The organism is Leptothrix mechoopdaensis (SeqCode), assembly GCF_053893855.1.
On record NZ_CM132699.1, the window covers coordinates 3308755 to 3334822 of the forward strand.

The 26068-nt window shown below is 72.0% G+C and carries 8 protein-coding genes; all 8 read right to left on the reverse strand.

All coding sequences use genetic code 11. The features are described 5' to 3' along the window. Positions 1-331: 331 nt before the first annotated feature. The 8 genes from ACWA7K_RS14390 to ACWA7K_RS14425 all read right to left on the reverse strand — a co-directional run bounded on the left by ACWA7K_RS14390 (position 332) and on the right by ACWA7K_RS14425 (position 25990). Positions 332-3184, reverse strand: a complete 2853-nt coding sequence (locus ACWA7K_RS14390; RefSeq protein WP_456162073.1) for a GspE/PulE family protein — start codon at positions 3182-3184, stop codon at positions 332-334. A 130-nt stretch (positions 3185-3314) separates the two neighbouring features. After that, entirely contained in the window at positions 3315-4217 is a 903-nt protein-coding gene (locus ACWA7K_RS14395; protein ID WP_456162074.1) for a vesicle formation protein, read from the reverse strand. A gap of 4 nt (positions 4218-4221) precedes the next feature. Further along, entirely contained in the window at positions 4222-4671 is a 450-nt protein-coding gene (locus ACWA7K_RS14400) for a hypothetical protein (RefSeq protein ID WP_456162075.1), read from the reverse strand. A 356-nt stretch (positions 4672-5027) separates the two neighbouring features. After that, positions 5028-16889, reverse strand: a complete 11862-nt coding sequence (locus ACWA7K_RS14405; RefSeq protein WP_456162076.1) for a beta strand repeat-containing protein — start codon at positions 16887-16889, stop codon at positions 5028-5030. A gap of 60 nt (positions 16890-16949) precedes the next feature. Continuing rightward, the gene (locus ACWA7K_RS14410) at positions 16950-22178 is read right to left on the reverse strand and encodes an Ig-like domain-containing protein (protein WP_456162077.1); all 5229 of its coding nucleotides are present in this window, start codon (positions 22176-22178) and stop codon (positions 16950-16952) included. Between the two features lie 246 nt (positions 22179-22424). Then, positions 22425-24230, reverse strand: coding sequence for a hypothetical protein (locus tag ACWA7K_RS14415; protein ID WP_456162078.1), 1806 nt, complete (start codon positions 24228-24230; stop codon positions 22425-22427). 229 nt (positions 24231-24459) lie between these two features. Beyond that, positions 24460-25299 (reverse strand): hypothetical protein, encoded by an 840-nt coding sequence (locus ACWA7K_RS14420; RefSeq protein WP_456210163.1) that lies wholly within the window; start codon positions 25297-25299, stop codon positions 24460-24462. Further along, on the reverse strand, positions 25271-25990 hold the full coding sequence (locus ACWA7K_RS14425; RefSeq protein WP_456210165.1) for a hypothetical protein: 720 nt from the start codon (positions 25988-25990) through the stop codon (positions 25271-25273). Before ACWA7K_RS14425 ends, ACWA7K_RS14420 begins: the two co-directional genes overlap by 29 nt. Positions 25991-26068: the final 78 nt, after the last annotated feature.

Genomic DNA, 26068 nt, shown 5'->3' on the forward strand with positions numbered 1-26068 from the left:
GGAATTCATGGTAGCCACGGGCCCCCCGTGAACCGTGTCTGAAGCGTCCCCATCCCCTCGAACGAGGGTGCCGCCGCACCCCAAAAAATCCCGCTCCGACGGGCCTTCCGGCCGATCGGTGCGGCGGGCGTCAATAAGTCACACCCGCCAGGGGGCCTGGCTCATGACACGACCCTTTCCGGCTGGACTGGCTCATCGACTGAGCCACCCGGGGCGGTATCGGACGCGACATCCGGGCCACGACCGGCGCCCCGAACCGGCAAAAGAAAACCCGCCGGCGGCGGGTTCGGGGGGTGATCCGGCAGAGCCGGCGGCGGGCTGCGCCGTCGCGTCAGGTCTCGACCAGGCTGCGCACCTCGTCGAGCGAGATCTGGCCGGCCACCATCTTGTCGAGCGCGTCCTGGCGCAGGCTGTGCAGGCCCTCGTGGGCGGCCTGGCGCTGCAGGTTCCAGCCCGGCGCGCCGGCCCGCACGAGGCGGCGCAGGTCGCGGCTGAGCGTCAGCAGCTCATGCACCGCGATGCGCCCGCGCAGGCCGGTGTGACCGCAGCGTTCGCAGCCCTGGCTCTGGTAGCGGCGCAGGCGGCCGTCGCGGCCGTGGCGTTCGGTCCATGTCTTCAGCAGGGCCTCGCGGTCGGCCTGGGCGTCCTCGACGGCGCCGCCGTGGAAGTAGCCGTCGACCCAGTCGTCGATCTCGTTGTCCTTGGCGGTGCGGCTCATGCGGCAGGCGTTGCACAGGCGGCGCAGCAGGCGCTGGCTGTGCACGCCCAGCAGCGCGTCGGCCAGGTCCCAGGCCGGCACGCCCTGGTCGATCAGGCGCATCACCGCATCACCGGCGTTGCGCGCGGTCATGCCGGCGATGACCAGCCGGCCACGCAGCGCGGCTTCCACCGCCAGCCGCGCGGTCGCGGCATCGCCGACATGGCCGACCATGATCACGTCGGCATCGGTGTTCATCAGCGAGCGCAGCGCCAGCTCCATGCTCTGGCCGTCCTCGGCGCGCACCTCCATCTGGCGCAGGCCGGTCTGCAGGCGCTCGATGCGTTCTTCCAGCGTCCAGATGCGGCGCTCCGGGCGGTTCAGGTGCGACAGCATCGCGTGCAGCGTGGTCGTGCGGCCCGAGCGGGCCGGGCCGGCGCACAGGATCAGGCCGGCCGGCCGGTCGAGCAGCTGGCGCAGCCGCGCCAGGTCGTCGCCGGGCATGCCGATGGCGTCGAGCGCATAGGGCTTGAGCCGCGCCGGCAGTCCCAGCACGACGTCCTCCAGCCCGTCGTGGGTGGGCAGCGTCAGCACGCGCAGGTCGATGGCGTGCTGCGGCACCAGCCGGGCGAACGACAGGCGACCTTCCTGCGGCTTGCGGTTCTCGCTGATGTCGAGATCGGCCAGCGCCTTGATGCGCGCCAGCATCGGGCTGCGCCAGGCGGCCGGCAGCTCGCTGTGGACCTCCAGCCGGCCGTGCCGGCGCAGGCGCACCTGCAGCTTGTCGTCCACCCCCATCGCCTCGATCTGGACGCTGCTGGCGCCGCGCGCGAGCGCGTCCAGCACGATGTTGGACAAGGTCTGCAGCAAGGGGCTCTCGTGCCGCGAGGCGGCCGCCCGGGCGCGCTGCGACAGCTCGGCCGGATCGGTCGGCTCCGGGGCCGGGGGTTCGGCGGAAGCGGCCGGCTCGGGGTCCTGCAGAACCGCTGGAGCGGGCAAAGCGGCGGGAACGGGAACGGGAACGGGAGCGGGCAATGGAGCGGTCTCCGGCGCCGGCAGGTCCAGCGCGATGTCCAGCGACGGCACCTCGATGCCGGAGTCGATGACCCGTTCGGGCGAGGCCTTCGGCGGCTCGACCGGCCGGGCCGGGGACACCGCGCCCAGGCCCATCGGCGCGGTCACCTGGCGCTGCGGCGCGGGCGTGGCCGCCGCCACCGCTCGCGCCGCCGCCGCTGGCAAGGCGCGCTTGATGACCTTGGCCGTCTCGCGGTCGCTGGCCTTGAGCTCGAACGGGATCGCGTCGACGCCCGTGCCGTAGGCCCGCTCGATCGCCAGCTGGAGCGAGCCGCTGCCGGCCAGCGTCGGCGCGACATGGGTCTGGGTGATGCGTTCGACCTCGGACACCAGCTCGTGCTGGCTGGCGTCGAGCATGGCCACGACCAACCGGCCGCCGCGCCGCATCAGCGGCAGGACCTGCAGGCGGCGGGCATCGGCCAGCGGCAGCAGCGCGGTCACGCTGGCATCGACCGGGAAGTGATCGACGTCGACGACCGGATAGCCCAGCTTGCGGGCCAGCGCGATGCGCAGGTGCTGCACGTCGACCACGCCCCGCAGCAGCAGCAGTTCGCCCAGCGGCTGGGCCCGTTCGGAACGCTGCACGTCCAGCGCCTGCTGCAGCTGGCCTTCGGAGATGAAACCGAGCTGCACCAGCGCCTCGCCGAGCCGCACGGTGGGCATGCGGGCCTGGGCATCGAGCGCGGTGGTCAGCTGTTCGGGCGTGACCAGCTGGCGCGACAGCAGCTGCTCGCCCAGCTTGCGGTTGCGCTGCACCTGCTGTTCGGTCAGCGCCTGCTCCAGCTCGTCGGAGGTGGTGGCCATCTGCTCGACCAGCATCTGGCCCAGCGGGTCACCGATGCTCTGCTGCACCAGCATCGCGCGCGGCACGAAGATGCGCTGGACCGAGCCGAGCGCGTCGACCGGCGCGAACAGGAACAGGCCGGACGGCAGGTCCAGGTGACCGACCGTGCGGCCACTGAGCCGCCCGCCGTCCTGCAGGTGGACGGTGTAGGTCAGGCTGCGGCGGTGCCCCAGCACCTGGCCGACCGCGTCGCCGCTGGCGTCGGCCACCATCGCCGCACTGAGCGGCGACAGGCTGCGCTTGAGCGTGATGCGGCGGATCTGGCTGAAGCGCAGCGCCACCGGCACCTTGTCGGGCGGCAGCAGCACGCGGGCCTGGCCTTCATCGGTGTCGAAGGCGACCAGCGTGCCCATCATCAGCTGACCGCCGCGGGCCTCGACCTCGCAGGGTTCGGGCTCCAGCGACGGCGTCGGCTGCGGGTAGGCCGCCAGCGGCGGCGTCGGCCAGGCGTAGGGTGTCCAGCCGGTCGACGTCGGGTTGGCCGACGTGACGGGCGGCGAGCCGGAGGGCGCGGCAGGCGAGGCGGCGGCCGAGGTCGTCGAGCTCTGGATCGTGGCGGGTGGGGACATCGGGGGCCTCGTGGACTGCGGTGCGCCACTGCGGCGCCCTGCCCTGGCACGGACCAGGGGGTATCACGATCCTAGGCAGGCCACCCGGCCCCCAAACAACCGAAAAGCGGTCGGAAGCGGGGGCAGGTCGTCAGTTCGACGCCGCCGGCGCCACGCGGGCCGGCTCGTCACCGGTCATCGGGATGGCGACGATGCGCACCTCCAGCGACTCGGTGCCCTTCAGGTCCGCGGCCTGCACGGCGCGGCTGCGCGGGTCGAGCGCGGACTTGGGCACGCCGGCCACGCGCATCAGCTGATTGCGCACGGCGGTGACGCGGTAATAGGCCATGCGCGAGGACTCGCTCAGGCCTTCGACGTAGTCGGTCGTGATCGTGTAGCGCTGGCCGCGCGCGAACTGCTCGCCGAACTGCTTGCGGAAATGCTGCGCCAGCCGCTGCGCCTCGTCGGCGTCCAGGTCGAGTGCGCCGGGGATGAAACGCACGGTGATCGAGGTCGGGCCGAGCGCGAACTCGTGCACGCCGCGGCTCTTGGGGACCGGGCGCGACAAGGTGCCATCGGTCTTCTCCTCGCCCTTGCCGTCGACGGTCTCGACGGTCTCGCGGGCCTTCGGCGAACTGAGCACCGGCTTGTACTTCTGCTCGGCCAGGTAGAGCTTCTTCTGCAGCGTCTCGACGGTCTTGGTCAGGTCCTCGATCGACGGCTGGCGCGGCTTCTGGTCGGACTGGCCGGTGCGCGGCTGCTGCTCCTTCGCATAGGTCGGCGGCAGGGTCTCCGGGACCTTGGGTTTGATATCCGAAGGCTGCACCGGGATCGCCTCGGCGGACGGGTCCGGGAACTTCGCCTCGAAGGTCTTGGACGGGTCGGGCTGGGGCGCCTGACTGGCCTCGACCCGGGCCCGGGCGGAGAAGAAGATCACCGCCATCGACAGGATCACGATCAGCAGGATCAGGAACATGACCATGTTGACGAGGGTGTCGACGTAGCCGGGCCAGAAGTTCTGGTCGTCGTCGAGGGAAGAAGCAGCTGCAGCCATGAGGTCACCGATCTGAGGTGTTGGGGGTGGACGGGGGCTTGGACGGGGGGGACGGCAGGACCAGCGTGGAGCCGGCCGTGATGTGGACGAGGACGTTGGCCTGGTCGCCCGGCACGAAGGTGTCGGGCTTGCGCGGGCGTCCGCCCTTGAGGCCGTTCAGGCGCGCGGCCTTGGACTTCGCGGCCGAGCGGGACTGGCCGCCGATGCGGCCGATCGCGGCCATCCATTCGGGGCTGTGGTTGTCGGCCTGATCGCCGTCGCGCTCGGCCCGGTCACGCGCGGCGTCGTGCGACGGCAGGCCCGGATCGGCCGGACGGGTGGTCGACAGCAGCTCCTGCAGCGTCGGCATCGCGGGGTTCGCCGGCTTGGCGGGGTGGGCCGGCGTCGAGAGTTCATCGCGGTCGCGGAACAGGCCGTCGAGCGTCAGGTCTTGCTTGTGCATGGGCTTGTGCATGGGTCGCCTCCTCAGGTCATCGGGACGTGGACGGAGGCCCGTGGGTGCTTGCCGGAGCTGCAGGTTCGGATCACGCGTCCACGTGGCGAAACCGCCTTCGTGTCGCATGGCCCGCAGGGATCGACGTCCCCGCATGCCTGCCCCGGGATCACCGTGTTGATCGGACCTTCCGGCCGCCTCCAGGTGGTGGCGGTGGGGGTCGCGGGGGCACGGGCCTTGGGTGTCGGGCAGTCTCAAATAGCCCCTGAGTGGCTTCAATGACACGTATGGGTAGATCCGAAGCGATGAAATCGGTCACCGGTCACCGGTCCATCGGCCGCCAGGGCCGATGGACACGGTGACTCGGCGAGCCGGCCTCACAGCACCTTCAGCAGGCCGGCATCGGCCCACTGCTGCGCGCTGGTGTAGGCCGTGGTCACGCCGGTCAGCACGATGGTCTGCGAGACGCTGCCGGCGCCGCTGCCGTCGAGGTCGATGCGCAAGGTCGTGTCGACGCCGTCGTCGCCCACCTCGATCCAGTTCGACAGCACCGCACCCGCGACGTAGCCACGCAGCAGCGCGGCGACATCGAGCCGGTTGCCGTTGGCGATGTCGAAGGCGTCGATGCGGTCGCGGCCGGACTGGTTGACCAGCCACTGGAAGGTGTCGACGCCGCCCCGCCCGATCAGGTGATCGTTCAGGCCGGTGGCCTTCAGCACGTCGTTGCCGGTGGTGCCGAGGAAGACGGTCTGCGTGTCGGTCGTGTCGTGCGGCAGGTTGACGCCGTTGAACACGACCTTGTCGCCGGCATCCATGACCACCAGCAGGGTCGAGTTGTCGATCGCCAGCGCCGCATCGTCGAACGTCACCGTGTTGGCCGCGCCGTTGACGGCCCAGACCTGCTCGACGTTACGCACCCCGCTGGTCAGCGAGGTCGCGTCCAGCGCGGTGCCGCCCTGCAGGAAGAGCACGTCGTAGCCGTAGCCGGCATCGAGTCCCTTCAGCACCGACTCGCCCGACCAGGTCAGCACGTCGTTGCCCGAACTGCCGCGCAGCGTCGTCACCGTCGGCGACGCGTAGCTGCCCGGCGACGTGCTGGTGTCGCCCAGGAAGACCGAGAACTCCGAGTAGGTCACGCTCTGGTAGTAGCCGCCCGAGCCGACGCCCTGACGGGCGAGTTCCCAGGTCGCGCTGGTCGAGAACGGCACCGTCGTCGCGTCGCTGGCCACGCGCACGCCGTCCATGAAGATGGACTGCGCCGCATCGATGTGGTTCAGCGACGGCGTGCCCGCGCTGCCGGCGTTGCGGTGGACCTCGTAGACGATGTCGTTGGCGACACCCTGGCTGACGACGCCGCCCATCAGGCGGCCGTCGCCGGTGCCGGCGACGTAGTTGCCCTCGTCGAACACGAACACGTAGACGCCGCCCTGCCACTCGCCGAAGTGCGAGCTGAGGCGGTCGCGGTCACCCGCCCCGAGCTGGAACAGCGTGCCCGAGCCGGTGCCGGCCCAGTTCGACTGCACCTTCACGGAGATCACCGCATCGGTCCAGCCGGTGCCGGCCAGGCCGTTGGTCAGCAGCATCGAGTCGTCCATGCCCGAGGTCGTCGGCAGGCCGCCGGGGGCCGCAGCCACCAGCGTGCCGCCGTTCAGGCCGCTGTTGAAGCTGATGCCGTAGGAGCCGTCCGAGCGCGTGACGATGGCGCCGTTGTAGACCAGCACGCCCTGGCTGGACGCCAGCGTCTGGCCCATGTCGCGGCCGTTGCCGGACTGGTCGTACCACTTGCTGACATAGCCGTGCGCGTTCGTGCCGGTGCCGACGAAGGCCGACAGCGCGGCGGTGTCGAGCCGGCCGTAGGCGTCGAAGCCGATGTCCTGCTCGGTGTTGTCCAGGCTGCGCCGCACCCGCACCGCTGCGGTGACGAGGTTCGGGTTGACGTCGACCAGGCTGTAGATGGCCTGCATGCGCGTCGCGTCGACCTCCTGGATCACGCCGGTGCCCACGCCATCGGCGAGCACGCCGCCGACCGGTGCGCCAAGGTTGATCTGCAGCTTGTCGTTGACCTCCTTGTAGTAGTCGCCGTTGACGCCGAAGGTGATGAAGCGCGTGGTCTCGCCGGCCGCGAAGTCCAGCGTGCCCGCCGTGGCGCCCGTGTAGTCGCTGCTGGCGCCCAGCGTGCCCGGCACCTTGATGTTGTCCAGGCTGACGCTGGTGCCGATCGCCGTGGTGGCGTCCTTGAAGGTCAGCGTCGTCGTCGCCGCCGAGGCGGTGAAGGTGAAGCTGCGGGCGCCCGCAGCGGCCGAGACGACATTGGTGGCCGCCGTGTTGTTGACCGCGACGTTGACCGCCGCCGCACTGCCCTGGTCCCAGCTGACGGTGTAGGTCTGGCCGCTGACCGTGTTGAGGACCTGCGACAGCGTGCCGCCCTGCGTCGCCGTGGCATTGCCGAACTGCGCCGCACCGGCGCCCCAGGTCGGGGCCGTGCCGCCACTGGGCGCGGCCGTCCAGCCGAACAGGCTGCCGGCGGCGAAGTCGCCGTTGGCCACGCCGGTGTTCCTGACCGAGCTGAGCGCCGTGTCGACCGACCAGCCCACCGAGCCCGGCACCGACAGGTCGCCGGCCCGCGTGACCAGGTAGGCCAGCGTGCGGCTGCCGGTGTTGCCCTCGATCACGTTGGCGTTGGAGATCGAGTAGGTCGAGGCCGCCACCGGCGCGGTCGACATCACCTGCGAGCTGTTGCCGGCCCGGTCGGTGGCGGTGACCCGCGCCGTCGTCGTCGTGCCGATCGACAGGCCGCCGAAGCTGCCGCTGACCGGCGTCGCCGCGGCGGTGTTGACCGACCAGTAGCCGAGCGCATCGGTGCTGGTCGCCCAGCTTGCCTCGTAGCTGGCGGGGCTGCCATCCGTGTCGAGCTCGACCGTGATCAGGCCGTTCGGCTCGGCTGTGCCGGACAGGACCGGCTGGCTGACCACGTTGGTGCCCAGGCTGAACGCATTGGCCTGCAGCGTGGTGTCCAGCAGGTAGGGCTGGGCCAGCGTGGCGCTGGCCTTGGTCCCGGCCGCGTTCGCCACGCGGGCCTGGAAGGTGCCCGAGGCCGCCAGCGTCACGCCGGCCTGCGAGAAGGTCGTGCCACCGACCGTCGGCGGCGCGGACACGGTCTGCCAGGTGGTGCCGTTGTTGAGGCTGACCTGCACCACCTCGCCGGCCGCCAGCCCCTTGCTGAGGCTGCCCAGCAAGGTCTGGCTGGCCACGCTGGTGACGAAGTCGGTCAGCATCGGGCTGCCCGCGACGCTGCCGGCCGGTGCGGTGTCCGCGCTCAGTCGCAGGCCGCTGACCGTCGTCGCCGGCACGCCGGTGGTGTCCACCGACACCGGAACCGCCACGCCGAGGTTGCCCGTGTAGGTCGTGTCGAACGGGTTGCCGGCGCTGTCGGTCAGACCGGTGCCCTGGATGGCCACGAAGTAGATCGCGCCGCTGGGCGCCGTGTCACCGGCGGCGATGGCGTACTGGTAGACCAGGCTTCTGCTGCCCGAGCCGGACAGGTAGGTCGCCGTCCGGGCGCCGTTGCCGATCTTGATCGACAGCGTGGGCGTGCCCGTCACCGTCACGGCTTCGCTGGTCGTGAAGGTGATGCGCAGCCGGTCACCGACCGTCAGGGCGCCGGTCTTGGGCACGCCGACGCTGTTGAAGGTGGTGAGGATCGCGCCCTCCGCGACGATCGCCGGCACCGCCGTGTCGACCCGGAAGGCCGGGTTGTCGGCCACGGCGGCGAATTCGAGCACGGCGGCATTGCCCGCCAGGTCGCGGATCGCGCCGCCGTTGAGGTCCAGCGCGGTGGCTGGCGTACCGGACACCGGGATGGCGATGCCGTCGGCATCGTTCAGCCCGGCCGTCACGGTGTAGCGGAACCGCAGCGAGCTGCTGCCGCTGCCGCCAAGGTAGTCGGCCAGCACCGAGGTACCGCCCGCCGCACCGGCCAGCGAGCCGATGTCCAGCGCCAGCTTCGGCACGCCGGTGACGACCACCGGCTCGCTGAAGTCGACCTGCACGACGACCGTGTCGTCCGGGTTCAACAGGTTGTTCTGCTTGCCGGTCGCGCTCTGCAGGGAGACCGACGACACGGTGGCCGCGGTCGTGTCGGCAACGAGGTTGCCGGTCCGCACCGACACGTCGGTGACCACCTGGCCGGACGCATCCTGCAGGCCGGCCACGAGGCTGGCGGCGACGCTGATCGCGCCGTTGTCGGCCGGGGAGGCGCTGGCGATCGTGTAGGTCCAGCTGCGCGTCGCCCCGGTCGTGATGACGGGGGTCAGCGCCAGACCGGTCTCGGCGCCGATGGTCAGCGTCGGCAGACTGGCGAGCGTGCCAGTCACCGGTTCCGAGTAACTGGCGGTCACGGCCACGAGGTCACCGGCCATCAGCCGCGCCGCGCCGGACAGCGGATTGCCGGCCCGTGTCGCGCTGCAGGCCACGCCGGTCAGCACCGGCAGGCCGAACAGCAGGTGGCCGACGGCAGGGCCGGCGGGCACGTTCGACAGCGTCAGCGCGTAGGTCGTGGCGCCCACGCCGGCGCCGTCGAGGTCGAGCACGAGCGTGGTGTCCCGGCCGCTGCCGGTGGACGTCGCGCCGACCACGAAGGACGACAGGCTGGCCGGGTTGACGGCCTGGCCCTGGATCGCGACGAGGTCGGTGCCCGGCGTGAAGTCGGCGACGCTGGCCGACAGGCCGCTGGCCATGCCGTAGGCGCCGACCAGGACGGTGTCCTGGCCGTCACCGGTCCGCACGGTCGCCGCAGCGGTCTGGCCGAGCGGGATCACGTCGTTGCCGGCGCCGCCGCTGACGTCACCCATCGCCTGGCCGGCCCAGAACCAGCCCAGGGTCTGGTGCGACAGCGTGCGGGTGGCGCCGGTGGCCCGGCTGCTGGCGGTGATCGTGACGTCGTCGTGGAAGCCCGGCGCGACGCTGCTGCCCGGGATCGTCAGCGCGTAGCGGACGGTGCCGCCCGCGTCGGTGGTGGTGTCGCCGAAGGCGAGCAGCCGGCCGCCGATGCTGACGGTCACCAGCGCTGCCTGGTCCAGCGTGCCGCTGAACTTCAGGCCGTGCTGGATGCCGCCGCTGACGCCGGTCGAGGTCCGCGTGTCGGTGACCGAGGCATAGGCCGTGGTCGAGCCGTTCAGCGCGACCGGCACCCCTTCGGTGACGACCGACAGCTGCTGCGCCCAGGCGTTGACCTGGACCTGGCCGAAGACCGGCGCGGCCGAGGCCGACTGGATCGCCACGCGGACGCCGGCCGCATCGACCTTCGTGCCGGCGGTGTCGCGGTAGCGCGCCACGATGTCGTGCGTGCCGGTGCCCAGCGCCGTCCGGACGTCGAGCGCCAGCGTCCGGTCACCGCTGCCGAGGTCGGCGGCGACCAGCGTGCGCGAGCCGAGCAGCGTGCTGCCCTCGAACAGCGAGATCACGTCGCCGATCGCCGCCTTGCCGGCGTCGTAGGTGACGTCGATCGTCGGCGTGGTGTCCTCGTCCGCCAGTTCCTGGGCATAGACGATGCGCAGGTTGGCCAGCGTGTGGGCCGACGGATCGGGTGAGCCGCGGGTGCCCTTGAGCTGCAGCGTCGCGGCATGGGCGGCCGGATCGGCCTGCAGTTGGTACAGGTCGACGTCCGGCGCCAGCACGTTGGGGTTCGCGCCGCCGGCACCGTCGTTCTCGAGGCCCTGGATCGACAGCACCGAAGCGGAGGTCGCCACCAGGCCGAGGCCGGCCGACTTCACCGCCGCGCCGTCCTGCACCCGCAGGTCCACCGCCGTGCCCGACAGCGCACCGCCCGGCAGGCTGGCCACGCCCGTGGCCACGCCGGCGACATCCGCCGACACGCCGCGGATGGCCGCCAGGAAGCCGGTCGCGTTGCCGGCGTAGGCGGCCGGCAAGGCCGGGTTGCCCGACTCGCCCGGCATCAGTTGATGCGGGTCGCCGGTGCCCCACAGGTCACCCAGGTTGCCCAGCATCCGCCACGACATCTGCCGCGTGCCCGCCTGGGCGGCGGCCGACAGCGTGGCCGGCGCGGTGGCGTCCACCACCAGCGTCGCGCTGACCGAGCCGGCATTGCCGGCCAGGTCGGTCAGCGTGACCGTGGCGACACGGTTGCCCGAGGCCACGCCGGTGGCGTTGCGCAAGCCGACCGCGCCGACCAGGGCCTGCACGTTGGCGGCCGTCAGCGCGCTGCCGTCGGTCTTGCCGATCGTCAGCGTGCGGGTTGCCGCGTCATAGCCGTAGCTCAGGCCGCCCACGCCGGCCACGGTCCTGCGGTCGACGGTCGCCAGCGAGGCGGCGAGGCCGACCGGTGCGTCCAGCCACAGCGTGTCGCGGGCGGTATCCATGCCGCTGCCCGACAGGGTCCAGCCGATCGAGCGCACATCGCCCGCCACGACCGTGGCGAGCTTGGCGGCATCGACGAAGGCGACGCCCGAGGCGCCCGCCACGGCCGCGCCGGAGACGATCCGGGTCGACGCCAGCTGCGTGCCGGCCATGCCGGCGTCCAGGTCCAGCTGCGGCGCCTGGGTGTCGAAGGACAGCACGGCGGTCGAGGCCGGGCCGATGTTCGCGCCGTTCAGCAGGCGGAACTCGAACACGCGCTCGCCTTCCTGCGGCGTCGCCCAGCTGTCCTTCAGCCGGATCGCCTCGACGATGGCCTTGACCTGGGCCGCGCCCAGACCGGCCTTGCCGATCGTCAGCGTGCGGGTCGAGGCGTCATAGCCATAGCTCAGCCCGGTCACGCCGCCGACGGTCTTGCCGGTGACCGGCGCGAAGGTGGTCGCGAGGCTGACGTCGCCGTCCAGCACCAGCTTGTCGTAGCGGGCATCGAGCCCGGCACCGGACAGCTTGAGCTGGAGCCCCGTCAACGTCGACGCGGCCGGTGCGGCCACGTTCGACAGCACGGCCGCACCGGCGGCCAGCGTGGCCGGCGCGAGCTGGCGCAGCGGCTGGCTGAACTGGGTGCCGGCCAGGGCCGCGTCCAGGTCCAGCGACAGCAGCGCGCTGGCGACGCGCACGCCGCCGGACGTGACCGTCTCGACCGTGCCGCCCGCATCGGTGCCGCTGGCCTGGACGGTCAGGATCCGGTCGACCTGGTCGGACGTGACGAGGTAGCTCGCGCCGGTCGCGCCGAGGATGTCGACGCCGTTGGACTTCCAGCGGTAGGTGTAGGCGGCGGGATTGCCGTCCGGGTCGGACAGGCCGCGGGTGTCGGCCGTCAGCGTCTCGCCGGGCGACGCGCCGCCGCCGATCACGAGGCTGCCGGTGGGCAGGTCGTTGACCGCCGTGACGACCAGGCTGCGGCTGGCCGTCTCGGTGCCGCCGGCCGCGTTGGTGGCCGAGAACGTGATGGTCCGCGCGGCCGTCGACGGTGCATCGGACAGGTTGAGGTACTGCACCGCCGCAGCGGCCGCCTGCAGCTGGGCGGGCGTGAACGCGCCGGTGCTGGTGAAGGTCAGCGTGCCGCTGCCGGCGTTCCAGCTCGCGCCGGTGATCGGGCCCATCGTCGCGAAGTCGGCGATGAAGTCCAGCCGGTCCTGACCGGCGACGTAGCCGGCGCTGATCGAGACCGCCGCTGCGGTCAGCCGGCCGCCCGTGTCGGTGACCGTCAGCGAGGCATCGACGGCGGTGGCCGGCGCGTTCTCGGTGTAGGCCAGCGGACGGCTGTCCAGCGTCAGCGTCGGCAGATGGGTGTCGACCACGATGGCGCGGGCGCCGCCGAGGTTGGCCGTGCCGGTCGGCAGCGCCGTGCCGGTCATCGTGTTGCCGGCGATGTCGCGGGGCCGCTGGACGCCGCCCGCCCCACCCGGCACATAGCTGCGCACCGTCAGGTCGGCGCTGTCCTGGCCGGCGGCGACGGTGTAGGTGCCGCGCAGCAGCGTCGCGACGCTGGCGTCACGGCTCAGCACCACGGTCGCGCCCGTGTCGAGCGTGACGCTGACCTGGGCGCCGGGCTGCAGGGCCTCGGCGCTGGTGGCGGTCAGCACGATCGCGGCGTCGCGGGCATAGGTGCCGTCGGGCGACGTGGCCGAGAACGACAGCAGGGTCGGCGCGACGAGGTCGCGCATCAGCGTCGGGTTGGCGATGCTCGACGACGTGACGTTGCCGGCCGCATCGAACAGCCGGACCGAGACCATGCCGCCGTTGCCGATCGCCGCCTGCAGCTCGGCCGGCGTCGGCGTGCCGTCGCTGGTCGTGTAGGTGACGGTGGTGTCGCCGGCCGCGATGGCGGTGTCGCTGCCGATCCGCGTGGCGCCGACGTAGAACTCGGCCTTGCCGCCGGTGGCCTCGCCGGCCTTGATCGTGGCCGACAGCGCCAGCGCGGTGCTGGTCATGTTGAGCGTGTTGGCGACGACGGTGCCGCCGCTCGGCGTCAGCGTCAGCGCCGTCGGGGCGGCCGGCGCGATGACGTCGCGTTGCAGCATCGCGTTGCCGCCGGCGGACAGCGCGCTGTTGCCGGCCGCATCGAACAGCTTGACCGAGACGACACCGCCGGCCGTGATGGCGGCCTGCAGTTCCGCCGGGGTCGGCGTGCCGTCGCTGGTCGTGTAGCGGACCGCCGTGTCACCGGCGGCGATGTCGCTGTCGGTGCCCAGCAGCGTGCTGCCGATGTAGAAGTCGGCCTTGCCACCGGTCGCCTGACCGGCCGCGATGAATGCCGACAGCTCAAGCGCGGTGTTGGTGCCATTGAGCGTGTCGGCCACGACGTTGCCGCCCACCGGCTGCAGCGTCATGCCGATCGGCGCTGGCGGCGCGGTCGTGTCGACCCGCACGTCCAGCACCACCGAGGCCGCGCTGACGTTGCCCGCCAGGTCGGTCTGCACGGCGGTGTAGGCGTGCGAGGCGCTGCCGTGGCCGTCGAGGTTGACCAGCACGGCGCCCGGCTGGGCGACGGTCGTGCCGGCCCGGCCGCCGGACATGGCATCGGCCATGACCTGGGCCGCGCCGCTGTTGCTGCGCATCCAGGCGCCGGCCGGCACCTGCTCGGGCTGGCTGGCGAAGACGCCCGGCGTGGCCGAGGCCTCCCAGTACCACTCGGCCGTGCTGCCGTCGCCACGGGTCAGGTGGTAGCCGCTGCCCTCGCGGGCCCAGACGTACCAGGCGCCGCTGTCGTCACCCAGCCGGTAGACCGGCCGGCTGGCGTCCAGCACGCTCGCGCCGGACGGTGCGTAGGCATCGCTGAAGGCCGGCAGGCCGATCAGCGTGGTGGCGACCTCGGCCGAGGTCAGCAGCTGGTAGCTGCCGTTGGCGCTGCTGGCCTCGCCGGCACCGTTCATCAGGCCGCGGACCAGCAGGCGCGCCGGGACCTGCAGCGACCAGCTGCCGTCCAGCGTCGACGCGGTCACGCTGCCGACCGTCGTGCTGCCGTTGAGGACCGTCACCGTGGCGCCCTTCTCGGCATTGCCGCCGAGCGTGAAGCCGCTGCTGATGACGAGGCCGTCGCCGTTCGGATCCCCGGCCGTCACGCGCAGGCCGTCCGGTGCCGACACCACGGTGTCGACGTGGATGGCGCGCTGCACGCTGGCCGCCGCGCTGCCGTCGTTCGGCGTCGCGGTGATCTTCAGGACAGGATCGGGCCGGCTTTCACCCGCCGGGAAGGCGCTGCCCGCGATGCGCGCGGTGTAGCGGCCGGTGGCGGCGTCGTAGCTCGCGCCGACCAGCGCCACGTCGGTGCCGTCCAGTCGCGCGGTGTAGCGGCTGGCGTCGAACAGCGTGCGGCTGCCGGCATCGTTGACCTGCAGGTCGATGACGATCGGCCCGCCCCGTTCGGCCAGGTTGACGGTGTTGTCGCTGCCCGCCACGTCGGCCAGCGTCAGGTTGGACGCGGTGGTGGTGAAGTCGTAGCCGGTCGCGTCGCTGCTGCCGGTCAGGCCTTCGAACGGGTTGCCCGACAGGTCGGTCACCGCGCCCGCCGGCAGGGTCAGCACGTAATGGGCCAGCCGGGCCAGCGGACGGGCCGGCTGGATGACCAGCTGCTGGCCGTTGATGCTGACCTGGCTGCGGTCGGCAAGGTCGATGACGACGTCGGTGCCGTCGGCATACCGGGCGTCGTTGCGCACGATGGCCACGCGCGAGCGCAGCGTGTTGGCGCCCTCCACCAGCCGCACGCCCCTGGCGATCCAGGTGCTGCCGGTGCCGTCGGCCAGCACTTCCTCCAGGCCGGCCGGACGTGACCAGGTCTTGCCCGCATCGGTCGAGAACTCGATCCGCTCGTTGACCTCCAGCCGGTGGTTCAGGCTGATGCGCACGTCCTGCGCCACGAGGTTGGTGACGCCATCGTCGGCGCTGCCGTAGGCCTGCTCGGCGCCCAGCGGACTGGCGTCATCGCGGCGGGCGAAGAACGAGTCGCGGCCCGGCTCCAGCGCCACGCCGGTCACGGCGGTGCTCGGGCGGACGGTGTCGACGGCGATCGCATCGCGGCTGTCGAGCCCGGAGAAGACCTGGGCCTGGCGGCTGTTGCCGGCCGAGTCGGTGGTCGTGACGACACCGCCACTGACGCTGGAGACGGCGCTGCCGAGCACCGCGAGCGCGTCGTCGGTGATGCGCAGGCGGGCCTGGCCGGTCGAGTCCAGACGGGCCTCGGCCACGGTCACGGTGCTGCCGTTGAGGGTCAGCTGCAGCGTCGCCACGGTGCCGGCCGAGCCGCTGACGACCAGCGCGCCGTCGCGCAGCTCGTCGATGTCCAGCGTCACGCCGGCCTTCTCGCCACGGGCGGTCACGTCCGGCCGGGTCAGCGCGATCTGGTTGTCCTGGATGTAGGACACCAGCGTCAGGCCGGCATCGGCGCCGGGCAGCGGCACGGTGGCGGCCGCCTCGAACAGGCGGTCCTGGACGGTGTTGGCGTCGACCGCCGCGTTGCCGACGGTGCGCCAGATCAGGCGCGCCTCCTGGCCCGGCTGCTCGCTGTAGTTCAGCGTCGCGGCCAGCAGGTCGAGGGTCTCGTCGTGCGTGGCCTTGTCGGTGCCGGTGGCCTGCAGGGCCGAGACCAGCGCGAGCGCCAGGCCATAACCCTGCTCGCGGCGCGACAGGGCCGTGAAGGCCGCGTTGGTGGCCTCGCCGTCGTTGATCGTGACCGGCGAGGTGGTCAGCAGGTCGGGGATCGAGAACAGCGCCGCGATGGCGTTGTTGGCCTTCTGGATCGCCACCAGCGCAGCCGCCTTGCCGTCCGGCGCGGCCGACTGGCCGACCGCGTCGGCGATCAGGTCACGTGCCGTGCCGCCCGGGGCGACACCGGCCTTGCGCACCGCCAGCTCGGTCAGCGCGGTCACGTGCATGACGTGCGCACCGCCGCCGACCTCGCCGATCGCGCGCAGGTCACCGCCCATGTCCATCGCCTGGCCGGTGGCCTCGTCGGTGTAGTTGGTGCCCGCGCCGTTGTCGTGGACGACCACGGTCACCAGGCCCTTGTAGCCGGCGAACTTCGTGTCGAACTCGACCCGGTAGCTGCCGCCTTCACCCAGCGCGACCGCCTTGCCGCCCTTGTTGAGCAGCTGGCCCTGGTCGTTGTAGACCATCACCTCGGCATCGCTGAGCGTGCCCAGCGCGGCCTTGCCGGAGACGCTGGCGACCGTCGCCGTCATCGGCTCGGCGGTCAGCGCGCTGTCGTGGCTGCCGCGTTTGTGGGTGGCCACCAGCAAGGCACCCAGCACGGCCGCCAGCGTCGGCCAGGCCACGCTCCAGTTGTCGGTCTTGCGCGAGCTGACGTTGACCTCGGTGTCGCCGACCTGCTTCTGGGCGCTGGACTGGCCGTCCAGCTGGCCGGGCACCGCGGAGGCGCCCTTGGGCACGTCCTGCACCGGGCCCTTGCCCGGCTCGCGCTGATCGACCGGACCGGCCTTGTCGACCGGGTCGGAGCGGGCGGGCACCTCGTCCTCGGCATCGGCCATCGGCCGCTTCACGATCGCGTTGTTGCGGTTGTAGCGGGTGATGCCGTCGGAGCTGACGGTCAGGTTCGCTTCCGGCGACAGGCTGATCTCGTCGATCTTGCCGAACAGCTGGCCGAGGGTCAGCCGGCCGTCGCTGAACTGCAGCAGCAGCTCAGGCTGCGTCAGCGCCGCCACGGCACCGCCGCTGAGGATGACGCGGTCGCCGTTGGCCATCACCAGCAACATGTCCACGTCGAGCGCCCGGATGTCGCGGATGTTCTGGATCGACAGCTTCTTGAGCAGTTCGGAGGCGTCTTTGATCTGGACTGCGTTCGTGGTCATGTCTGGTTCCGTGAGAGAGGGTTCGGTCCGGGCGGCCTGTGCGCGCCCGGACGCTGGGAATCACGCGAGGACGCGGAAGGCCTGGTAGGCCAGCGACGTGCGGTCATCCTGGGAAATCGATTCGTGGCTGGCGGCGTACTGGAGGTGCGACGGCGAGGCGAGGTCACCGCCGGTCGCCGTCCAGAAGCCGGTGCTGCCGTCGGACGGCACCTGCCAGTCCGCCGGGATGGCCGCCTTGACCGTCCATTGCGACTGCGTCAGCAGGGCGCCGAACTTGCCGCCCGCCAGCGCCAGCCCGACGCCCTGGGCGTTGGGCACGAGGTTGCGGATGTAGGCGGTCTTGTCGGCCAGGCCGATGACGCCGTCGCCGTTGACGTCGAGCACGTAGTCGGCAAAGCCCGAGCCCTGGTGCGACAGGATCAGGCGCGCCTGCGCGGCCGGCGCGGAGGTGCCGTTGGAGAACGCGATCGCGTTGCCCAGGCCCAGCGTCGTGTTCGACTCGATCAGCTCGCTCGGTGCGGACAGCACCTCGGAGCTGACGTTGCGCAGGTCGGTCAGCCCGAGCTTGACGCTGACCTGGTGGCCCAGGTCGGCCGCCGTGGTCAGGTAGGTGCGCGCGGCCGTGCCGGAAAGCGGCCCGGTGACCGCCTCCTGGTCGCGGTACCAGGTGTAGTTGCGCGAACCGTCGAGCACGCCGTCCTGGTCGGTCACGCGGTCGACGAAGGCGAGCAGCTCGCCGACGCGGGTCACGCCCTTGACGACGATGTCGCCGTTGACCGGGCGGTTGGGCACCAGCACCGACAGCGCCAGCGTCGCGACCGGATCGGCCGTCGTGGCGTCGCCGTCACCGGCGCTGACGGTCAGCACGTCCGCGCCCTTGTCGGCCGTCGAGCGCTGCAGCACGGTCTCGTTGGGGGTGTAGGTCAGCGAATCCAGCACGGCCTGCAAGGCCGGCTGCGCGCCCTTGAGCACCAGCGTCCCGCTGCCCTGCCCCGTCAGCTCGACACCGCTGGCGGCGCCTGCGACGACGGCCAGCTTGCCGTGCGCGACCGACACCGTGACCGATGCCAGCGCGCCTGCGCCGATGTCGACGTCCTCGGCCTTCACGCCCGGCAGGGCATGGACGACGTTGAGGATCAGGTCCGACGGCGCGACCGGCAGCGTGATGACCGGCGCGTCGCCGATGCTGCGCACGTGGACCGTGAACTCGGCGTCCGAGACCAGCCCGGAACCGTCGACCGCCCGCATCTGCACGACGCGGTCGCCGTGGGCGTTCAGCACGTCGCGGTAGGTCAGGCTGGCGAGCGCCGCGTTGACGACCTCGACCGTGCCGCCGAGCGACAGCAGCTGCGGGCCCGGCCCGGTGTCGGCCGGCGCCAGCGGGGTCGTCGCTGCCGACAGGACCGGCTTGCCCGCCAGCGTCGCGCCGAGCGTGCCGGCCGCGACGGTGAGGTCGACCCGCACCAGCGCGCTCTCGCTGCCGGCCGGGTCGGGATCGGTCACGCTGACGCCGTCCAGGCCGAGCGGCACGCTGGTGGTGTCCTCGTCGACCAGCAGGCCGCCGGTCTGCAGCGCGGCGGCCAGCGTCAGCATCGGTGCCGCGAACGGACGCGGCGCGACCGGCACGGCCAGGCTGCCGCTGGTCAGCGCGCCCTCGGCATCGGTGACCAGCAGCGTCAGCGTGTCGGTCGTGAAGGTCGGGTGCAGCGCGAGGTAGTCGCCATCGCCGGTGTAGGTCAGGCTGGCCAGCGCCGTCTGCACGGCGGTCGGCGCGCCCTGCAGGCGCAGCGTCGAGCCGCCGCCGGTCGTGGCGGTGGCCGTCACGACCGCGCCGGACGCACCGGCCAGCGCGGACAGCCGGCCGTGCTGCACGCCCAGGTCGACCGTGACGCTGGCGCTGTCGACGTCGATCACGGTGATGCCCGTCATCGGCGCGGCACTGCCGGCCACGAAGCCGTTGCCGGGGCTGGTCCCCAGCTGCAGCACCGGCGCGTCGTTGACCGCACCGACCTGGATCGCCAGCGTCACCGTCTGGCTCTTGGCGCTGCGGTCCGAGACCGTCGCCACGAGCGTGTCGGCGCCGTTGAAGTCGGCCGCGCCGAGGTAGCTCAGCGAGGCCAGCGCGTCGTTGAGCTGGCGGACCGTGCCGTACAGCTCCAGCTGCGCGGAGTTGTTGCCGATCACCTGGCCGGCCCGGCCGGCATCGACCGTCAGCGAGCCGGAGCCGCGCACCGCGTCGCGGTTCAGCGTCAGCACGATGCGGTCGATCGCGCTGGCGCTGTCGGCCGCATCGGCGTCGCCCACCGTCAGCGCGGTCGCCCCGCTGGTGACGCTGGTGGCGAGCAGCGGCAGGCGCATGTCCTCGCTGACCAGCAGGCGGGCGTCGGCCACGGTCCACGGCAGCGGCAGGGTCAGCACCGGCGCGGCGGCCGTGTCGACCCGCAGCGGCAGCGTGGTGCCCACGCCCGGGTTGCCGTTCTGGTCGAAGACCGAGCTGCTCGCCACGCGGATCGTCGTGTCGGCCACGATGCTGACGGCCGGCGTGAACTCGGCGGTCCACTGCAGCGGGTTGCCGGCAACCGGCGCGAACTTCGCGAGCCGGCCCACGGCGTCGCCGCCGTAGACGCTGATGTCGTCCGGCGTGAAGCCGGTGATGGCCTCGGACGCGGTGAAGGTCAGCGTGCGCACGTCCATCGCGCCACGGCCGTCGACCGAGATCGCGATCGTCGGCGGCGTCTGGTCGGGCATGCCTTCGAGCCGGAACAGCGACGCCGGGTTGGCGTTGCCGTACTGGTCGCGGAACAGGCCGGCGGTGGCGCCGAGCGTGAACTGGCTGACACCGGTGCCGTCGGCGCTCAGCGTGGCGGTCGCCCGCCAGACCGGGATCGTGCCGTCGAGCTGCTGCGTGATCGGGCCGAGCGGGCTCAGCGTGGCGTGGCCGCCGAGATCGGTGCGCACCAGCCGCGCCAGGTCGAAGCCGAAGGGCTGCTCGTTGAACGTGAAGGTCAGCGTCGACGAGGTGTTCGGCGCCAGCACGAAACGGTCGGAGGCGATGACCAGCCCGGGTCCGGTGCGGTCGATCGTCAGGCCGTCGGCCGGCATGCCCTCGACCAGCGACGCGGCGCTCTGCCGGCCGCCCTGGATCTGGTAGGTCATCAGGCGCGTGTAGATGCCTTCCGGTGCCGGCTTCGGCGCCTTCAGCACGACCTCCGGGCCGCCGTCGACGTAGTCGATCGCGTCACCGGTGCCGCCGCGCTGGCCGAGCATCACGTCGTTGCCGTCGAAGACGTCGTTGCGGTTGCGGTCGTCGAACACGACGATGCGGGCGCCGTCGGCATAGGTGGCGGGCCGCACGGTGAACGACAGCGTCGCGGCCGAGCCGGAGACCTGGCCTTCCTTGAAGGCGATCGAGACCGGGTCCGGCGTGACCGGGATGATGCGCAGCGCCGGTGCCGGCGACGAGGCCTGCGACGCCATCACGTTGGTGGCGCTGGCCTGGATCACGCGGATGTCGGTGTAGGTGCCCTCGCCCAGCGCCTCAGCCGCGCTGACGCTGACCGAACGGACCGTGTCGCTGATCTCGGCGCTGCCGAGGAAGCGGTCACCCGCCGCCAGGTCGTAGTGGCCGTCCTTGTTCTTGTCCATGAACAGGATGGCGGTGTTGCCGCTGGTGCCGCCCTTGAAGTTGAACTTCGGCGTCGAGATGTAGGTGTAGTGGTCGACCGGCGCCATGCCCTCGCCGGCCAGGCCGCGCGCGTCCATCACCGGGTCGAAATCGAGCCCGGTCAGCACGTCGGGCTGGGCGGTCGAGATGGTCAGCGTGCCGATGTCGGGCGCGCCCTTGACGGTCTGCGCCCGGCTGACGTTGCCGGCCGCATCGACCTGCACGACCCGCAGCGTGGTGTAGTCGCCCGGCGCCAGCGCCGCGCCGACCGTCAGCTGGCCGCGCACCGAGGCGGCGCCGTCGGCATCGCCGAGCTTGACCCGGCCGAGCACCGGCCGGCCATCGGGGCGACCGGTCGCCGCCGGATCGTCGAACAGCAGCACCGTCGCGCCACCTTCGCCGACCAGCGTGAAGGTGGGCGTGTCGTCGCTGGTCTTGCCGTCGTTCTGCACGCCGCTGTCGCTGTCGGCGCTCAGGTAGGCCTGCTCGACCAGCGCCGGCGCGATCGTGTCGATGCGGTGCGGCATCGCCCCGGCGGGCACCGGCGCGCTGGTGATGACCAGCGGGTTGCCGGCCAGGTCGGTCAGCGTGCCGCCGTTCAGCGACATCGCGTTCGGCTCCAGCGTGACGCCGGCGCTGTTGTCGCCGCTGCGCACGACGTAGGAGAAGGTCAGCACCGGGGTGCCCAGGCCGCTGGTCAGCTGCGCATCGACGCTGGCGGTCGGCGACAGGTTCAGGCGCACCGACGGCACCATGCCCGGCGGCACGCCGGCAGCGGGCGCGTAGTAGGCCGCACGGCCGAAGGTCGCGGTGACGCGGATGACCTCGCCGACGGGATCCCAGGCCTGACCGACGGGCGGCGCCAGCAGGTCCAGCCGGGGCGGGGAGGCATCGGGCAGCATCACCTGGATGGGCGCCAGGACGATCGACGGGCTGCGGTTGTCGGCCACGTCGGAGAGCATCGCGGTCAGGCGCAGCACGCCTTCGGGCAGCGGTGCGGCACCGCTGGCCAGCGCGACGTCGAGGTAGCCCTGGCCGACGCCCAGCGCGGGCGCGTTGGCGAGTCCCGAACCGGTCGGGCGCACCAGCGTGCCGGACCCGTAGACCAGCTCGCCGCCATCGAAGCGGCCATTGGCGTTGGCATCGGCGAACAGGGTCACGCGGGTGTCGACCTCGCCGGTGACGCGCACCGACGGCACCGCCTTGCCGGTCACGCCATCGACCGCCGACAGGCCGGAGTCATCGCTCGCCAGCAGCGCCGCCTGCGGGCGCAGCGGCGCGTAGGTGTCGATGCGCATGTTGATCGTGTCGGCCAGCGCGTTGACGCGGCTGTTGTTGCCGGCCGCGTCATAGGCGATCGGCAGCAGCGCATAGGCCCTGCCGGCCGGCGCCGCCGCGTCGCCACCGGTCAAGCCGGCCACGGCGGTGCCGTCGGCCAGCTGGCCGACCGTCAGCACGCCGACACCTTCGGGCGACAGGCGCACCGAGCCCATCAGCGTGCCGGCGGCGTCCTTCAGCTCGACGCGCGTCAGCGCCTCGCCACGGACGTCGAACGCCGGTCGTGTCAGCGAGGTCACCAGGTCGCCGGCCTTGCCGGTGTCGAAGGCCGGCTGCAGCGCCAGCACCGGCGCCTTCGGCGGCTCGGCATCGACGCCCTGGCGGGTGTTGGTCAGGGCGGTGTCGACCAGCAGCGAGAACAGCGTGGGCAGCGCGCCGCCCGAGATGTCGTGGATCGTGCTCGACCCGTTCGGCGCGTGCAGCGCGTCCTTCGGGATGCTCAGGTTGCCGGTCAGGCCCAGGTCCTGGCGGACCGCGTAGCGGAACTCCAGCAGGAAGCCGCCATTGGCGCCGACCGGATCGACCAGCGTCGCTTAGGTCGGCACCGGACTGCCGAAGTCCAGCCGCAGCTGCGGCGCGTTGGTCGTCACGTCGACCGAGCCGTCGGCCTTCCGGAAGCCCCAGTTCACCGGCGTCGGCAGCAGGACCTTGACGCGGATCTCCTCGCCGACGCGGTAGCGGTTGTTGCCGAAGGCGTTGATCTCCGGAACGCTGGTGATCGCCACCGGCCGGTGGTCGAAGTTCATGCGGATCGCCGGCAGCACGAAGTCCGGCGCGGCATTGGCACCGGGCTCGATCGACAGGTCGTAGCGGCTGACGACGTCGGCCGGCACGGCACCCGGCTTGAGCGCCAGCGTGTTGCCGCTGGCATCGGGCCGCACGACGATGCCCTGGTCACGCGCGAACAGCGGCAGGGTCACCAGCAGCGGCGTCGGCGTCGACGAGCCCGCCGAGGTCGAGGCGGCCGTCTCCATCGTGTAGACGTAGGTGTAGTCCAGCGAGCGGCCTTCCACGCCCAGCGGGTGGAAACGCAGCAGGTAGCTGGTGCCCTTGGTCGCGCCCTTGGCCGGTGTGATCTGCAGCGTCAGGCCATCGGCCAGGCTGGTGTAGGCGATGGTGTTGGTGGTCGGGTCGATCTGCTCGCCGACCGTGGGCATGGCGGGGCTGCGCGCCACCACGGCGACCTTGGCCAGCGCCGACTGGATGTTCGAGCTGACCAGCGCGCTCTGGAAGTAGGTGTCGCCGGTCAGGTCCAGCTCGGTCTTCGCGGCGCTGCGCAGCACCGGCTTGATCGGGTCGCCACCGGCCGCCGCGACCAGGTTGTCCTGCAGGAAGGTGATGACGCCGTCGAGCCCCGGCGTGCGCTCGCTGGAGGCCATGTAGGACAGGATGCCGAGCGCCTTGCCATACGCGTTCGGCGCGGCCGAATCGGCGTTCACCGGCACGGGCGTGCTGTTGACGAGGTCGAAGGCGCCCAGCTCGCTGAACTGGTCGGCGATGGCCCGGTGGACCGCCGTGATCGCCTGGTCGGCCAGGGCCGGCGTGGCGAACAGCGCCGGGTCCGACAGCATCAGCTGGTCGATGTAGTGGGCCGCTGCGGTGGTCAGCGGCGAGACCGTCATCACCTTCGGCGACGCGGTCGTCTGGGTCGAGTCGTTGGACGCGCCCGGCGCCCGGCCGACCCAGGCCGACAGCACCGTCTCGCCCAGGCCGGTGTCGAAGGCGGCGCCGGCCGGGTTGGGCGTGTGCTCGTCATCGAAGTTGGGCGCCTCGCCATTGCCGTCGCGCACCTCGATGCGGACCGGCTCGCCACTGGCCAGGGCGCCGAAGCGGGCGATCCGGAAACGGATCTCGCCAGTGCGGGCATCGACCGTCATCGCCGCCGGATCGATGTCGCGGAACTCGCCCCGGATGTCGAGCACGCGCACCTTCAGGCCGGTCATGCGGCCGGCCATCGGCGTGACGCGGAAGGTGTAGTAGTCCGCTGCGGACGACGCCACCACCGGCACGGCGGCCGGCGATGACGACTTGCCACCCAGCGAGGCCAGCACCGCCAGACCGGCCGCGCCGCCGCCGAGCAGCACGCCCGTGCCGGTGTACCAGGGCTGGTCGTTCGACTCCGGGCCGTCCGCATCGGCATCGGCCGACGGATCGGAGGCCCAGCGCGACGCGGCCTCCGCTGCTTCCGCCGCCGCACCACGCGGCACGGCATCGCGCATCAGCTCCTCGCCCAGGTTGACGGGAGCCGCTTCACCGACCGCGTCGGCCGGTGCCGGCGCCACGAGATCGGCCTCGTCGTCCTCCGGACGCCGCGCCGCCGTCCGACCCGGACCCGTCACGCGCTCGGGACGTGGTGCCGCTGCAGGGGCATGCGGTGCCAGGGTCCCCGCAGGAACGGACAACCCGTCCAGGGCGGCAGCAGCAGGGTTCACGGGCGTCTTGGAATTCGAAGGCATGGCGATGGGTCGACTCAGGTGCGTCGCGTGCGACAGGAGAGGTCAGTGGCCAGGTGGCCACGGCGATGTCGGCGTCGGGGCGGCGGCCGGCAAGGCCGCCGCGGGGAGTCCGTCAGCCCGGTGACCGAGGGGCCTCGGCGGCCGGGTCACCCAGCAGGTCGTCCAGCAGGTCGTCGAGCTTGCGGTGCAGCTGCGCGATCTCGTGGCGCACGGCGATCTGCTCGCCCTGCTGGCCGGCGTCGAGGCGCGCCACCAGCTCCAGCAGCTGCGGCTGGACCCGGTCGGCCAGTTCCCGCAGCAGGCCGTCGAGCCCTTGCAGCGAACGGTGGGTCTCCACGGCATGGGCATCGATCCGGGCCAGCTGGCCGGTCTGCTCGGCCAGTTCGCGCGAGGTCTCGGCGACGGCGCCCAGCACGGCGGTCAGTTCGCGGTGCACGCCACCACGCAGCTCCAGATGCAGCTGCGACGACTGTTCGCGCGACTGGGCCGCCAGATCGACGATCGAGCTGCGGGTCGCCATCAGCTCGCGCAAGGCGGTGCCGTGGTGGTCCGAGATCAGCTGGGTCTGGCGCGAGATGTCCACCAGCGCCTGCGTGCCCGTCTCCGCCGAATCCACCAGCAGGCCCTGGCCCTTCTGCAGGCCATCGAGTCGGCAGGTGACGAGGTCCAGACGCTGCGTCAGCGCGTTCATCGCGGCCGCGAACTGGGCCCGCACATCCTCGGCGTCCGGACGGGCCTTCAGCGTGGCCGCGACGCCTTGCAGGGCCTCGCAGGCCAGGCGCACCTTCGACGACGACAGCACGATCGCGTCGGACTGCCGGGCCAGGTCGCCCCGCATGCCGATGAAGGCTTCGAGCTGCAGCCGCACCAGCCGGTCATCGGTCAGCTGGACCGTGCCGATCGGCTGAGCCGCCGCATCGGCGTCATCCGCAGACGCGCTCGAACATGGCATCGGCGATGCCGTGGAAGGCCGACTCGGCCGCCGCCGAGGTCTCGGACTGGACCCGGCGCAGCGTCAGCATCTGCAGGCCGTTGACCATCGAGCCGCCCAGGCCGAACAGCGAGGCGACGAACGCTTCACCCATGCCGGCGAGCGGTCCGCTCATCTGCATGAAGAAGCGGTTCATCGTGTCGGCCGAATCGCCCTGACCCGACGACGCCATGACGCCGATGAGCCCGGCCACGTCCTTGAGCGTGACGATCAGGCCGAGGAAGGTGCCGAACAGGCCAAGTCCGATGAGGGTGTTGGCGATGTGTCCCGGCACGATCAGCCGGCGCGCGGTGCTGGCATGGAACACGGCGATGCGGGCTTCGAGCACCGCCGCATCGGGCGTCGGGCTGGCCTGCAGCGTGCCGAACAGCTCGACCACGTCGATCGGCGCATCGGCCCGTGCCAGGGCACGGCCCAGGTTCTCGCGCCGGACGTCGACCAGCGCGCCGCGCGGATCCGACAGGACCATGCGCAGCTGCTCGACGAAGCGGCTGTCCCGCACCAGTCGAAACGCCTGTGCGATGGCCACGGCCTGGCCGGTCACCGTCGTCACGAGGATGAAGATCGCGAAACGCGGGTTGGCGGAACTGCTGATCAGCCGCGCGATGCTCTCGTAGAGCCAGACGTTGCCCAGCACGTAGCCGATCGACACCGCCACACAGGCAACGAGTGCCCACGGACGCGATCGGCCGGTGGCCGCCGCAAGACGAGACCGAACCGTTTTCAAGCT

What these genes read in the sequence shown, in the direction of transcription:
- ACWA7K_RS14390 (WP_456162073.1), bottom strand. Translation starts at nt 3,184, where the DNA reads ATGTCCCCACCCGCCACGATCCAGAGCTCGACGACCTCGGCCGCCGCC.
- ACWA7K_RS14395 (WP_456162074.1), bottom strand. Translation starts at nt 4,217, where the DNA reads ATGGCTGCAGCTGCTTCTTCCCTCGACGACGACCAGAACTTCTGGCCC.
- ACWA7K_RS14400 (WP_456162075.1), bottom strand. Translation starts at nt 4,671, where the DNA reads ATGCACAAGCCCATGCACAAGCAAGACCTGACGCTCGACGGCCTGTTC.
- ACWA7K_RS14405 (WP_456162076.1), bottom strand. Translation starts at nt 16,889, where the DNA reads ATGACCACGAACGCAGTCCAGATCAAAGACGCCTCCGAACTGCTCAAG.
- ACWA7K_RS14420 (WP_456210163.1), bottom strand. Translation starts at nt 25,299, where the DNA reads ATGCCATGTTCGAGCGCGTCTGCGGATGACGCCGATGCGGCGGCTCAG.